Here is a 13,840-nt window from a genome sequence, read left to right as displayed (position 1 = left end):
CGCCAATTGCGCCGGGGCACACCCTCTTCAGGAGTTTCACATGAGCCAGCCAACCCACACTCGCATCCGCATGTTCAACACCAAAGACACCTACCCGAACCAGACGCTGGACAACGACCTGTGCCAGGCCGTTCGCGCCGGCAACACCGTGTATGTGCGCGGTCAGGTCGGCACCGATTTCGACGGCAATCTGGTAGGCCTGGGTGACCCGCGTGCGCAGGCCGAACAAGCGATGCGCAACGTCAAACAACTGCTGGAAGAAGCCGGCAGCGACATGAGCCACATCGTCAAAACCACCACTTACTTGATCGACCCGCGTTATCGCGAAGCGGTGTACGGGGAAGTGGGCAAGTGGCTCAAAGGCGTGTTCCCGATCTCCACCGGGCTGGTGGTGTCGGCGCTGGGGCAGCCGCAGTGGCTGATGGAGATTGATGTGATCGCGGTGATTCCTGAGTAAGGCATCACACCGAGTCGCGGCCTTCGCGAGCAAGCTCGCTCCCACATTTGAAATGCGTTCCCCTGTAGGAGCGAGCCTGCTCGCGAAGAGGCCAGTCCAGACACACAAGGAGTTCATCAGATGACCTTTTCAATCACAGCCCGCTGCGCCGAAACCGGCCAGTTCGGTGTCGCCATCAGTTCCTCCAGCATCGCCGTCGGCGCTCGCTGCCCGTGGCTGCTGCCGGGTGTTGGCGCCGTGTCGAGCCAGAACATCACCCTGCCGTCCCTCGGCCCGGAAGTCCTTGCGCTGATGGAGCAAGGCCTGGCCCCCGATGACGCGCTGGACAAAGTCCTGACCCGCAACGGCTACAGCCAGTACCGCCAGATCACCGCGATCAACCACCTTGGCCAGACTGCGCATTTCAGCGGTGCGCAAACCCTCGGCGTGCACAACGCCGTCACCGGCGAACAGTGCGTCGCCGCCGGCAACATGCTCGCCGGGCGTTCGGTCATCGAAGCGATGGTCAGCGCCTTTGAGGACGGCGAAGGTCAACTCGCTGATCGCTTGCTCAAAGCCCTGCACGCCGCACAAGCGCTCGGCGGTGAAGCCGGCCCGGTGCATTCGGCCGCCGTCGTGGTGGTCGGCGAGCAGACCTGGCCGATCGTCAACCTGCGTGTCGACTGGGCCGATGAGGACCCGATCGGCCAGTTGCAAAAGCTCTGGAATGCCTATGAGCCGCAGCTTCAGGACTACATCGATCGCGCCCTCGATCCGGCCCGGGCACCGGGTTATGGCGTCGCCGGGGATGATCGATGAACAGTGTCGAGTTGCTCAAGGCGCTGGTGGCGTTCGACACAACCAGCCGAGAATCCAACTTGCAGCTGATCGAATTCGTTCGCGATTACCTCGAAGGTTTCGACATCCCGTGTGCGCTGATTTACAACGACGAGCGCAGTAAAGCCAACCTGTTCGCCACGATCGGCCCGGTGGATCAACCGGGCATCGTGCTGTCCGGGCACACCGATGTGGTGCCGGTCGATGGCCAGCCGTGGACGCTGCCGCCATTTGAACTGACGGAACACGACGGCAAACTGTTCGGCCGTGGTACGGCGGACATGAAGGGCTACATCGCCTGCGTGCTGGCCCTGGTGCCGTCGCTGGTTAAAGCGCCGCTGCGCCTGCCGGTGCACATTGCCTTGTCTTATGACGAAGAAGTCGGCTGCCTCGGCGTGCGCTCGTTGCTCAAGGTCTTGCAGCAGCGCCCGATCAAACCGTTGCTGTGCATCATCGGCGAGCCGACCGAACTGAAACCGGTGCTCGGCCACAAGGGCAAACTGGCGATGCGCTGCGATGTGCAGGGCCATCCGTGCCATTCGGCGTACGCGCCGCTCGGGGTCAACGCGATTGAGTACGCCGCCGAACTGATCGGCGAACTGGGTCGGCTCGGCCAGCAGTTGAAAGCGCCGGAGCATCACGATGCGCGCTTCGATCCGCCCTACAGCACGGTGCAAACCGGCGTGATCAGCGGCGGCAAGGCCTTGAACATCGTGCCTGCCGATTGCCGTTTCGATTTCGAGATTCGCGCCCTGCCCTCGCAGGACCCGGCCCTCGTCGCCGAAGCACTGAAAGCCTACGCCGAACGCGAAGTGTTGCCGCGTATGCGAGCGGTCAATGCGCAGAGTGATATCCGTTTCAGTGCCTTGTCGGCGTATCCGGGGTTGGCCACCGATGCGCAAAGCCAGGCGGCGGAGTTGATCTCAGCCTTCTGCGGCTCAAAGGATTTCGGCACTGTAGCGTTTGGTACCGAAGGTGGACTGTTTGATGCGGTGGGCATTCCCACGGTGGTCTGCGGTCCCGGGAGCATGGACCAGGGGCACAAACCCGACGAGTTTGTCAGCCTCGGTCAACTGCAGGCGTGCGATGCCATGCTGCAACGGATGCTGTGCTTTATCAGCCTCTGAACAGCGGCTCGACGGCACTTACGGGTGCAGCCGGGCCAACTCCTCGCGGCAATGATCGACAAACAACTGCACCGGTTTGGTCAGTTGTACCCGACGCAGCCAGGCTGCGGACAATCCCGAACCGGTGACGTCTTCCACCAGCGGCACACACACGACTTGCTGGCCGTCGTAGGTGTAGTCGCTGAACGGTTTGGTCACCAGAATCGAAAAGCCGAAACCGTTGCCGACCATACCGCGGACCATCTCGATCGACGGCGAGCTGAAGACGATGTTCGGCGTCAGGCCACGCTCTTCGAAGATGCTCACGAAGTAGGTGCGGCTCGGCACCACGTCGAGCAGGATCATCGGTTCCAGCACCAGATCATGCAGCGAGACTTTCGCCTGTTGCGCAAAGCGGTGGCTCGCCGGCAGCAACGCATAAGGCTGCTGCGGCGGCATCAGCGGCGTGGTTTCAATGGTGCTGTCCAGGTCGTGTTCGAACAGCATCGCCATGTCGATGCTGCCGGCGGTCAGGGCCTGCACCAGTTCTTGTTGCTCGCCATCACGAATACGGATTTCCACCCCCGGCCAGCGCGCCTTGAACCCGGCGATCAGGCGCGGTAGATAGAGCGGCGCGACGGTTTCGAAACAGCCGATATCGATCTGCCCCGCGACCACATCATTGTCGGCCAGGGCGTTCTGCTCAAACTCATGGGCCACCCGCAGCAGCTCCAGCGCCTTGCGATAAAAGCGCGAGCCACTGGGTGTCAGCGACACGCCTTGAGCGTGGTGGCGGATGAACAGCTGCACACCGAAGCTTTCTTCCAGATGCTTGATCGCAGTGGAAACCGAGGGTTGCGCGATGTAGAGCTTGCGCGAAGCTTCGGCGACGCTGCCGCAGTCGGCGGTGGTGACGAAGTATTTGAGCTGGCGCAGGTTGTAGGCGGCCATGGGCACCTCCAGAAAAGATCAAAAGATCGCAGCCTTCGGCAGCTCCTACAACGAGCACGGCGCTACAGATCAGGGTTTGAACATACCGGACAGCTCTGCCAGCCGAAGCATATTTTTTTTAAGGTCTGAAGCAACAAACTTACTAATTTATCTCTCGCGACGCTTTGCACATGATCACTTCAACAAGAAATGCGCCGCCCGTGCCGGCGCTTGCCGAAGTACGTCCACGTACTCATCCTTGCCTTGGAGTTCGTCATGGCTACCCCTGCAGCATCCTCCGCTCCGCTGATTGAAAAACACACGATAGGATACGTGCCCCCCGAAGATCGCCACGGAAAGGTCAGGGATCTGTTCACGCTCTGGTTCGGCGGCAACATCGCGCCGTTGCCCATCGTCACCGGTGCGCTGGGCGTGCAGTTGTTTCACTTGAATCTGGTCTGGGGCATCGTCGCGATTCTCGTCGGCCATCTGGTCGGCGGCGTGCTGATGGCGCTGCACTCGGCACAAGGCCCGCAAATGGGCATCCCGCAAATGATCCAGAGCCGCGCGCAGTTCGGCTCCCTCGGTGCGTTGCTGGTGGTGCTGATCGCCGGCGTCATGTACATCGGCTTCTTCGCTTCCAATATCGTCCTCGCCGGCAAGTCGCTGCACGGTGTGGTCGACAGCGTTCCAGTACCGGTCGGCATCGTCATCGGTGCGTTCGGTTCGGGCATCATCGGCATCATCGGCTACCGCTTCATTCACGTGCTCAATCGCATCGGCACCTGGGTGCTGGGGATCGGTATCATCGTCGGTTTTGGCTATATCTTCACCCACATCCAAACCGATGACTTCCTCACCCGTGGCAGCTTCAACCTGTCCGGCTGGCTGGCCACGGTGTCGTTGGCGGCGTTGTGGCAGATCGCGTTTGCGCCTTACGTGTCTGATTATTCGCGTTACTTGCCGGCCGACGTGAAAGTCTCGTCGACGTTCTGGACCACGTATCTGGGTTCGGCGCTGGGCTCGAGTCTGGCGTTCATTTTCGGCGCCGTCGCGGTGCTGGCGACGCCTGTGGGCATGGACACCATGGACGCGGTCAAACTCGCCACAGGTTCCATTGGCCCGCTGATGCTGGTGCTGTTTCTGCTCAGCGTGATCAGCCACAACGCTCTCAATTTGTACGGTGCGGTGTTGTCGCTGATCACCCTGGTGCAAACCTTCGCCTACCGCTGGATCCCCACCGCCAAGAGCCGCGCGGTGATCTCGGTCATCGTGCTGCTGGCCTGCTGCTTTGCCGCCGTCGGCGCCTCGAAGGACTTCATCGGCCACTTCGTTGACATGGTGCTGGTGTTGTTGGTGGTGCTGGTGCCGTGGACGGCGATCAACCTGATCGACTTCTACGCGATCCACAAAGGCCAGTACGACATCCAGTCGATCTTCCAGGTCGACGGCGGCATCTACGGCCGCTACAACCCGCAGGCCTTGCTGGCTTATGCGATCGGCATTGCCGTGCAGATCCCGTTCATGAACACGCCGCTGTACGTCGGCCCGGTGTCGGCACACATCAACGGCGCGGATCTGTCCTGGCTGGTGGGACTGCTGGTGACCTCACCGCTGTATTTCTGGCTGGCCAACCGCGACACGTCTTACCGTCGGCGGATGATGGGCGGGAAACTGGCGAGCAGTCTGTGAGATTGACTCGATGAAAACCAAGGCCCGCCCAGTGCGGGCCTTGTCTATTGCGGTGTGGTATTACTTCAGGCCTGACGACTGTTGGCTAAGGGACATCCAATGCTGCGAATACTCGGTAAAGCCTCATCGATCAACGTGCGCAAAGTGCTGTGGACGTGCGCTGAATTGCAGATTCCTTTCGAGCGTGAAGACTGGGGTTCAGGATTCAGATCGACGAACGATGTGGAGTTTCTCGCGCTCAATCCCTGTGCCATGGTGCCGGTGATTGAGGACGGGGATTTCACGCTGTGGGAATCGAACACGATCATTCGTTATCTTGTGTCGCGCTATGACGGTTCGCACCTCTATCCGACTGACGCGCAAGCCCGGGCACGGGTTGATCAGTGGATCGACTGGCAAGCGTCGGAGCTGAATCGCTCGTGGTCGTACGCGTTTTTATCGCTGGTGCGCCAGTCACCGGAGCATCAGGACAACACCGCACTGTCAGCCGGTTGCCGCGACTGGGCGCGGAACATGGCCATCCTCGATCGACAACTGGAAAAGACCGGCGCCTACGTCAGCGGTGAACAGTTTTCCCTGGCGGACATTCCCATCGGGCTGTCGGTGAATCGCTGGTTCGAAACGCCACTGGCTCACCCGGATTTTCCCGCAGTGAGGGCCTATTACGAACGCCTGAGTTTGCGTCCCGGCTACGTGCTGCACGGTCGCAACGGCACGCCGTGATCGAGGCTATTTGCCTTTGAACGCCTCTCGCCGCGCCTGCCGTTCGGCGGCGTAGGCTGCTTGTGGCTGGCTGATCAGATCTTCCCGACGCAAGGGTTCGCCACAGTGATCGCACAGCGGCCCGAGGCCGGCGTCGTGGTTGCAGTTTTTGTGGGTCATGTTCACTGCCAGCCCCTCCTCCGGTGCCTTGCACCAGGTCTCTCCCCACGCCCGCAGCGCAATGATTACCGGGTAGAACGCCTCGCCTTTCGCGGTGAGGTGGTACTCGTAGCGTTTCGGTCGCTCGTTGTACAAGCGCCGCTCGACCAGCCCATCCGCTTCCAGACATTTCAGACGCGCGGCGACCATTTGCGGCGTACCGCCGGTCTGCGCCTGGATCTCGTCATAGCGATGATTGGCCATGAATAATTCGCGCAAAACCAGCACGGTCCAGCGGTCGCCGACGATCGTCTCAGCCCGGGAGATCGGGCACAGCGTGTCAGGACGACTATCGTTTACTGCCATCAGGGCTTGCCTCTTTTACAGTTACTATGATTATCATATCTACACGATGCCGGGACAAGCCCTGTGCACCGATCAATTCAATTGCCGGAGCCAACAGCCATGTCGAATACCTCCTACCCGCTGGACAGAACCGCCTATTTGCTGGTCGATCCGTACAACGATTTTCTCTCGGACGGCGGCAAGATCTTTCCGCTGATCAAACCGATGGCCGAACAGAATGGCCTGCTCGACAACCTGCGCAAACTCGACCGCACGGTACGCGACCTGAAGATTCCGGTGGTCATCGTACCCCATCATCGCTGGGAAAAAGGCGACTACGAAACCTGGGACCACCCGACCCCGACCCAATGCAAAATCATGCACATGCACCACTTTGCCCGGGGCGAATGGGGCGGCGAATGGCACCCGGATTTCGCCCCGAAGGACGGCGACATCGTGGTTCAGGAACACTGGGGATCCAGTGGTTTCGCCAACACCGATCTGGATTTTCGCCTGAAGCAGCAAGGCGTCACCCACGTGATCATCGTCGGCCTGCTGGCCAACACCTGCATCGAAGCGACCGCGCGCTATGCCTCGGAACTGGGCTACCACGTCACCCTGGTGCGCGATGCAACGGCGGCCTTCAAAGCGGAAATGATGCACGCCGCCCACGAACTCAACGGCCCGACATTCGCGCACGTTATTGCCAGCACCGACGAACTGATTACCAACCTCAAATCCCAAGGTGAAGCGCAATGAATCTGACCGGCCATTTGCTGATCGGCGCGGCGGACGTTGCGGCCACCGAAGGCACGATGAAAGCGCTGAATCCGGCGACTGATCATCTGATCGAACCGGACTTCGCTTTCGGCGGTGCGGCACAAGTTGATCAGGCAGCCACACTCGCCGATGCTGCGTTCGACCACTACAGCCACACCTCGCTGGCCGAGCGTGCCGCGTTTCTCGAAACCATCGCTGAAAACCTCGATGAGGTGCGCAATGAACTGGCCGCGCGCGCGGCACTGGAAACCGGCCTGCCGCAAGCCCAGCTCGAAGGCGAAGCCGCAAAAGCGGCCACCCAGTTTCGCCAGTTCGCCGATGTCGTGCGCAAGGGCCGTTTCCTGCAACTGGCGATCGACCCGGCGCAACCCGAGCGTCAACCGCGCCCACGGATGGATCATCGCCTGCAAAAAATCGCCATTGGACCGGTGGCGATTTTCGGCGCGAGCAACTTTCCGATTTCCTACTCGGTGGCGGGTGGCGACACTGCGTCGGCATTGGCGGCCGGGGCCACCGTGATTCTCAAGGCGCACAACGCGCATCCCGGGGCCTCGGAAATTCAGGCCCGCGCCATTCGTAAAGCCGTGCAGGCGCATGGCTTGCCCGAAGGGGTTTTTTCGATGGTGCGTGGCGGCGGCAATGCCATTGGCGAAGCGCTGGTGGATCATCCGCTGATCAAGGCTGTGACCTTCACCGGCTCCGAACAGGGCGGCATGGCGCTCTATCGCCGCGCGCAATTGCGCTGCGATCCGATCCCGGTATTCACTGAAATGACCAGCGTCAACCCGACCTTCATCCTGCCCGAGGCGCTGGCGGCTCGCGGCGCCGAAATCGGCGACGGCTTTATCGAGCGCATGCTGGTCAACGTCGGCCAGGCCTGCCTGTGTCCGTCGATCCTGATTGCCATCCGCGGTGCGGGGTTTGATGAACTGCGCAGCGCCATGCGCAAACGGGTCAGCGAGGCACCGGCGCGGACAATGCTGACGCCGGGCATTCATGGCGCCTACGTCGAGGGTCTGATGGCGATGGAAGGTGCCGGCGCGCAGGTGATCGCAGCAGGCACGCCGGCCGATGCCACGTTCGCCGGACGTGCGGCCTTGCTGGAAATCGAGGGGCAGCATTTGCTCAGCGAACCGGCACTGGCGAACGAAGTGTTCGGCCCGTCGGCACTGTTGGTATCGGTCAGTGATGAAGCCGAGCTGCTGGCAGTCGCCCGCTCGTTCAAGGGTCAGCTCAGCGCGGCGATTCACCTTGAAAGTGTCGATCTGGGATTGGCGCGGCGCCTGCTGCCGATTCTCGAACGGCGCACCGGGCGCATCGTGGTCAACGCCTTCGCCCACCCACAGGAAGTGACCTTCGCCACCGTGCACGGCGGGCCATTTCCCGCTACATCGGACAGCCGCTTCACTTCGGTCGGCATGACCTCGATCGAGCGCTTCTTGCGGCCCGTGACGTATCAAGGGTTTCCCGATGAGTTGTTGCCAGAGGTATTGCGTGAAGGTAATCCGCTGAATCTGCCGCGCAGTATTGACGGGGCGTTTTGACGGGCAAAAAAATGCCGGACTCTGTCGCAAGAGCCCGGCTTTGTTTACTGCGAAATCAAGTCAGGCCGGAACACCCAGAATGATGTGCGAAGCCTTGATCACGGCTGTGGCGCTGACACCTTTGGCCAGGCCCAGCTCGGCAACGGCATCACGGGTCACGATCGAGTAGACCCGGGAACCACCAGCCAGCTCGATGACCACTTCGGCGTTGACCGCGCCGTCGGTCACGCTCAGCACTTTACCTTCCAGGCAGTTGCGCGCCGACAGGCGGATGTCACTGGACTCGGTCATCAACATGACCCATGGCGCCTTGACCAGCGCGACGGCTTCTTTGCCGACGGCGATGCCGAGGCTCTTGATGCTTTCCATGGTCACGACGGCCACCAATTGCTCACCGCCAGCCAATGTCAGTACCACTTCGGCGTTGACCGCGCCGGCCTGAACATTGCTGACTTTGCCTTTGAATACGTTGCGAGCGCTGACTTTCATGCTGGACGTCCTGTTTTTTTGACTTTGGAGTTAGGAAACGGCGGGCATCATCGAAGTTGGCGCTATATAAAAACAACTACAGCGCTGCGCCCTGTTGTCACGCCCCCTACATAAAAGCACGCCCCGAAGATCAGCACGGCTCAGATCAGCAGGTCCTCATAGAAAGCGCCAAACGGCCGCGACGGATGAGCGATCTGGATTTCCAGAATCCACACGCCGGCATGCGGCGCCTGATCAAAATCGCCCAGATCGCCGCCCCGGTGAATCGCATGAGGAAAATCGCTGACCCGATGGCCCTTGATATTCAGGTTCAGTACCCAGCCCATCGCCTCGGCCTGATCACTGGCATAACGATAAAGCTCAACCCCGGAAACACCCTCACGCCAGAAGGCTTCGACGCGGTCGAACAATTCCTTGGCCGCCGCCGCGCAAGCGAGCATTTGCGGATCAGCACCGGTGGTGAACGTCGCGCCCGCATCACCTTCATGGCCCTGCCAGACCACCCCCATATCGATGAAAAAAATATCCTCTTCGCCCAACACCGGATCGCCATCGGAACGCTGTTTGAACGTCTTGAGCGTGTTGGCACCGAAGCGGATCAGCAGCGGATGCCAGATCCGGTCCATGTCCAGCTCAGCGAGGATTTCCTTGCCCCGCGCCGTCGCTTCCGATTCGAGCATGCCCGGTTTGATCACGGCGGCGATGGCGTCGACGGCTTTCCAGGTCAACTGTTGCGCGTGGCGCATGGTTTCCAGCACAAAACGTTCGCCGACCGCTTCTTTACCGCCCAGGGCTGTGGTCATTTCCTTGTTCCTCATGGCTACGCTGTATAGTTTTTTATATTGCGAAACGTCGACCAAGATACAGCCATGACACAAAGCGTCAATTACTCTTCTGCACGCACCACCCCGCGCTCTTCGAGCAAGCGCACAAACATGCTCAGACTGCGCGACACCGTGCCCCGTCGCCACACCAGCCAAGTGGTCAGGTAGCGAAAATCCGCCGCCAATGGCCAAACGCTGACGGTCGCACTGCCGGGCATGCTCTGCAGCATTTTGCGCGGCATCAAGGCCAGCCCGGCACCGGCGCTGACGCAGGCGAGCATGCCGTGATACGACTCCATTTCAAAGATCTTGCCCGGCACGGCGGCGTCGGTGCTGAACCATTTTTCAAAATGGTGACGGTAGGAACAGTTGGAACGGAAGGCATAAATATTCTCACCGTTGACATCCGCCGCACGCTCGACGGGCGCGTGGTTGATCGGCGCGATGATGACCATCTCTTCTTCGAATGCCGGCACGCCTTCCAGCGTCGGATGCAACACCGGGCCGTCGACGAATGCAGCGGCCAGACGCCCGGAGAGCACGCCGTCGATCATCGTGCCGGAGGGCCCGGTAGACAGGTCCAGATCGACTTTCGGGTGCAATTGGTTGTACGCCGCCAGCAGCTCGGGGATGCGCACCGCCGCCGTGCTTTCCAGCGAACCCAATGGAAAAGCGCCCTGCGGTTCCTCCCCCGCCACCGTCGCCCGTGCCTCTTGCACCAGGTCGAGAATGCGTCGCGCGTACTCAAGAAAACTCCACCCGGCCGGCGACAAACGCAAACGGCTTTTCTCGCGGATAAACAGATCAACGCCCAGATCCTGCTCAAGCTGCTTGATCCGCGTGGTCAGGTTCGACGGCACGCGATGGATCTGCGCGGCGGCGGCGCTGATGCTGCCGTGTTCGGCAACCGCTTTGAAGATTTCCAGCTGCACCAGATCCACAGTCATTCTCCAATCGTGAAAGAAACGATCTTTATTATTCAGTTTCCAGAAAACAAACACCACCCTACTCTAGGCTCATCCGACGAACATGCAGGACGAAGCCATGAGCCAGATTTCCAGCCAGACCCACGCCATCTCGATCAACCCCGCCACGGGCGAGCAGATCGGCCACTACGCGTTTGAATCCGCTGCGGCCCTCGACGCCGCGCTGACCCGCGCAGCTTTCGGCTTCGGCAAATGGAAGCGCAAGCCGTTGCAGGATCGTTCGCGCTTGTTGAGCGCCCTCGCCGGTGCGCTGCGTGAAACCAGCGACGCCATGGCGACCATGATCACCCTGGAAATGGGCAAGCCAATCGCCCAGGCGCGCGGCGAAATCGAAAAATGCGCCAAGCTCTGCGAGTGGTACGCCGAGAATGGCCCGGCGATGCTCGACGCTGAACCGACGCAAGTCGAAGGTGGCAAGGCGCGCATCGAGTACCGTCCGCTCGGCCCGATCCTCGCGGTAATGCCGTGGAACTTCCCGATCTGGCAAGTGCTGCGCGGTGCCGTTCCGGCGCTGATCGCCGGCAACACTTACGTGCTCAAGCATGCGCCGAACGTGATGGGCAGCGCCTATCTGTTGCGCGACGCCTTCACCCGCGCCGGATTCGCCGATGGCGTGTTTGAAGTGATCAACGTCACCCCGGAAGGCGTTTCCACCGCCATCGCTGACCCACGCATTGCCGCCGTGACCTTGACCGGCAGCGTCCGTGCCGGCATGGCCATCGGTGCTCAGGCCGGTGCCGCGTTGAAAAAATGCGTGCTGGAACTGGGTGGTTCCGATCCATTTATCGTGCTCAACGACGCCGATCTGGATGAGGCGGTACAAGCCGCCGTCATCGGTCGCTACCAGAACTCCGGCCAGGTTTGCGCTGCCGCCAAACGCCTGATCATCGAAGAAGGCGTGGTCGAGGAATTTACCCGCAAGTTCGTCGAGGCTACGCGTCAGTTGAAGGTCGGCGATCCATTGTCCGCCGAGACCTACATCGGCCCGATGGCGCGTTTCGATCTGCGTGATGAACTCGACCAGCAAGTGCGCGACACCCTGGAAGAAGGCGCCACCCTGCTGCTCGGCGGCGGCAAGTCGCAAGGCCCGGGCAACTACTACGAACCGACCGTGCTGGCCGACGTCACCGACCGCATGACCTCGTTCAAACAGGAACTGTTCGGCCCGGTCGCGTCGATCATCACCGCCCGCGATTGTGCGCATGCCGTGGCCTTGGCCAACGACAGCGAATTCGGTCTGACCGCAACGATCTACACCGCCAACGTGGCACTGGCTCAGCAACTGACCAGCGAACTGGACACGGGCGGCGTGTTCATCAACGGCTACTCCGCCAGCGACCCGCGCGTGACCTTTGGTGGCGTGAAGAAGAGTGGTTTCGGCCGTGAACTGTCGCACTTCGGCGTGCGCGAGTTCTGCAACGCGCAAACCGTGTGGCTGGATCGTAAATAAACCAGCCAACGGAAAAACCTGTGGGAGCGAGCTTGCTCGCGAAGGCGTCGTGTCAGTCGACATCAATGTTGAATGATTGACCGCTTTCGCGAGCAAGCTCGCTCCCACATTGGGTTTATGCGGCAGCGGCGTCTGGTGCAAGTACTGGCTGACTGGTGCCCGTACTATCCGGGTCTGCACCTGTACTACCCGAACCGGCGCCATGTGCTGGCCGCCCTCAAAGCGTTTATCGACTTCGTGCGCAATCAAGCGTTAGGCGTTTACAGATACTTGAGCCAGGCAATGTCGCGGCGCCGAGCCTTCAACGCCGAGAACCAGCGTACGGCCGGGAACAGCGCAATCGCGAGAATGACTGCCGCCAGCCAGATCGCCGAGACGGACGAAAAACCGAAATAGCTGCCCTGATTCAGCCCGAACAGGGCCACGCCGATCAGGTACAAAACCTTCAATGCGTACAAATGCAGCAGGTAGAAAAACATCGGCGCCGAACCGAAAACGCTCAACCCGCGAATCCAGCGACGATCCTGTGAGCGCTCGAACGCCAGTAGCAGCAACAGCCCGGCGCTCACCGTCAGCGCGATAAACAGCAGCGACGGTGGGTACTTGGTGATGTTGAAAAAACTCATCAGGGTCTGCAGCAGCGTGTCACCCACGGCCCATGGTTTTTCACCATAGCCGTTGATCAGGCGCAACCCGACAAAACCCAGCAGCCCGGCGCTCCCCGCAAGCAGCAGGTGCTGTTGCCGAAACCCCGCCCCAACGCCGCGAGCAAACCACGGCCCCAGCGCATAACCCAGACCGATCACACCGATCCACGGCAACAACGGATAGGACGTGCGCAGACGAAGGCTGTCGCTGACCTCGATCCAGCCGCGATCATGCAAAACCGCCCACGGTACATGCAGCACCGACTCCACGGGGAAATGCACCGCGTCGAGCAGGTTGTGTCCGCCGATGATCATCAGGCTCAACGTCAGCAACAGCCCGCGCGGCAGCCAGACCAGCAGCGACAAGGCAATCATGCTCAAGCCGATGGCCCAGATCACTTGCAGATAAATCACGCTCGGCGACAACTGGAACGTCCACGCGAAGTTCACCAACGTAAATTCCAGCACCACCAGAAACAGACCACGCTTGAACAGAAAGGCGCTGACATCAGACTTGCCCGCGTACTTTTCACCGAACAACCACGCCGACAATCCGCTCAGCAACACAAACACCGGCGCGCACAGATGCGCCAGCGTGCGGCTGAAAAACAGCGCCGGCTCGGTGCCGGCGATGTCCATCGGGTCACTGACCTGACGATGCAGCAAGAAGGTTTCACGCACGTGGTCCAACAGCATGAACAAAATGACCAGGCCTCTGAGGGCGTCAATGGACAGCAGGCGGCCAGTGGTCAACGGGGCAGAACGAGGGAGCACAATCGTCATGAGCGTTTCGCAATCGAAGGGAAAACAACTGGGGCCACAAGGGTTCCCCTTTAAATTTTGCGTTACCTTATAACATCAAAAAGCAAAATCCCAATCCTGATCGACAGTGATACCCGGAAAAACCGCAGCC

Annotated in this window: 14 protein-coding genes and 1 pseudogene; 9 read left to right on the top strand and 6 right to left on the bottom strand. The window is 60.6% G+C overall.

The window, feature by feature from the left end; genetic code table 11:
* The first annotated feature begins 40 nt into the window (after window positions 1–40).
* The 3 genes from P3G59_RS12335 (at window position 41) to argE (ending at window position 2,400) form a co-directional block, all read left to right on the top strand.
* Window positions 41–457, top strand: a complete 417-nt coding sequence (locus P3G59_RS12335) for a RidA family protein (RefSeq protein ID WP_007910844.1) — start codon at window positions 41–43, stop codon at window positions 455–457.
* A gap of 120 nt (window positions 458–577) precedes the next feature.
* A complete protein-coding gene (locus P3G59_RS12330) occupies window positions 578–1,255 on the top strand; it encodes a DUF1028 domain-containing protein (RefSeq protein ID WP_277761759.1) in 678 nt (225 codons plus the stop codon).
* Complete coding sequence (gene argE / locus P3G59_RS12325; protein WP_277761758.1) at window positions 1,252–2,400, top strand: acetylornithine deacetylase; 1,149 nt, start codon at window positions 1,252–1,254, stop codon at window positions 2,398–2,400. Before P3G59_RS12330 ends, argE begins: the two co-directional genes overlap by 4 nt.
* 18 nt (window positions 2,401–2,418) lie before the next feature.
* Here argE and P3G59_RS12320 read toward each other — a convergent pair whose 3' ends face one another.
* A complete protein-coding gene (locus P3G59_RS12320) occupies window positions 2,419–3,330 on the bottom strand; it encodes a LysR family transcriptional regulator (protein ID WP_277761757.1) in 912 nt (303 codons plus the stop codon).
* A 255-nt stretch (window positions 3,331–3,585) separates the two neighbouring features.
* On the opposite strand from P3G59_RS12320, the gene P3G59_RS12315 reads away from it, so the two are divergent.
* Entirely contained in the window at window positions 3,586–5,001 is a 1,416-nt protein-coding gene (locus tag P3G59_RS12315) for a cytosine permease (RefSeq protein ID WP_277761756.1), read from the top strand.
* Window positions 5,002–5,100: 99 nt separating this feature from the next.
* Entirely contained in the window at window positions 5,101–5,724 is a 624-nt protein-coding gene (locus tag P3G59_RS12310; protein WP_277761755.1) for a glutathione S-transferase, read from the top strand.
* A 6-nt stretch (window positions 5,725–5,730) separates the two neighbouring features.
* Here P3G59_RS12310 and P3G59_RS12305 read toward each other — a convergent pair whose 3' ends face one another.
* A complete protein-coding gene (locus tag P3G59_RS12305; protein ID WP_277761754.1) occupies window positions 5,731–6,228 on the bottom strand; it encodes a helix-turn-helix domain-containing protein in 498 nt (165 codons plus the stop codon).
* Window positions 6,229–6,327: 99 nt separating this feature from the next.
* On the opposite strand from P3G59_RS12305, the gene P3G59_RS12300 reads away from it, so the two are divergent.
* Window positions 6,328–6,966 carry an isochorismatase family cysteine hydrolase gene (locus P3G59_RS12300; RefSeq protein ID WP_277761753.1) on the top strand — a complete coding sequence of 213 codons (639 nt, stop codon included), beginning with the start codon at window positions 6,328–6,330 and terminating at the stop codon, window positions 6,964–6,966.
* On the top strand, window positions 6,963–8,531 hold the full coding sequence (locus P3G59_RS12295) for an aldehyde dehydrogenase (NADP(+)) (RefSeq protein WP_277761752.1): 1,569 nt from the start codon (window positions 6,963–6,965) through the stop codon (window positions 8,529–8,531). Before P3G59_RS12300 ends, P3G59_RS12295 begins: the two co-directional genes overlap by 4 nt.
* Window positions 8,532–8,591: 60 nt before the next feature.
* Here the strand turns inward: P3G59_RS12295 and P3G59_RS12290 are convergent, their stop codons facing one another.
* From P3G59_RS12290 to P3G59_RS12280, 3 genes are all read right to left on the bottom strand, one after another.
* The gene (locus tag P3G59_RS12290) at window positions 8,592–9,020 is read right to left on the bottom strand and encodes a TOBE domain-containing protein (RefSeq protein ID WP_277761751.1); all 429 of its coding nucleotides are present in this window, start codon (window positions 9,018–9,020) and stop codon (window positions 8,592–8,594) included.
* Between the two features lie 140 nt (window positions 9,021–9,160).
* Complete coding sequence (locus P3G59_RS12285; RefSeq protein ID WP_277761750.1) at window positions 9,161–9,823, bottom strand: M24 family metallopeptidase; 663 nt, start codon at window positions 9,821–9,823, stop codon at window positions 9,161–9,163.
* An 83-nt stretch (window positions 9,824–9,906) separates the two neighbouring features.
* Window positions 9,907–10,785: a LysR family transcriptional regulator gene (locus P3G59_RS12280; protein ID WP_277762139.1), complete on the bottom strand. Its 879-nt coding sequence runs from the start codon at window positions 10,783–10,785 to the stop codon at window positions 9,907–9,909.
* Between the two features lie 103 nt (window positions 10,786–10,888).
* On the opposite strand from P3G59_RS12280, the gene P3G59_RS12275 reads away from it, so the two are divergent.
* A complete protein-coding gene (locus P3G59_RS12275) occupies window positions 10,889–12,280 on the top strand; it encodes an aldehyde dehydrogenase family protein (protein WP_277761749.1) in 1,392 nt (463 codons plus the stop codon).
* Window positions 12,281–12,409: 129 nt separating this feature from the next.
* Window positions 12,410–12,526 (top strand): annotated as a pseudogene (locus P3G59_RS12270) (LysR family transcriptional regulator); the annotation flags it as partial.
* 14 nt (window positions 12,527–12,540) lie between these two features.
* Here P3G59_RS12270 and P3G59_RS12265 read toward each other — a convergent pair.
* Entirely contained in the window at window positions 12,541–13,710 is a 1,170-nt protein-coding gene (locus P3G59_RS12265) for a DUF1624 domain-containing protein (RefSeq protein WP_277761748.1), read from the bottom strand.
* Between the last annotated feature and the right edge of the window lie 130 nt (window positions 13,711–13,840).

Source organism: Pseudomonas sp. A34-9, assembly GCF_029543085.1.
In the GTDB taxonomy this organism is placed as follows: Bacteria; Pseudomonadota; Gammaproteobacteria; order Pseudomonadales; family Pseudomonadaceae; genus Aquipseudomonas.
This window is presented reverse-complemented; position numbering and strand designations above follow the sequence as displayed.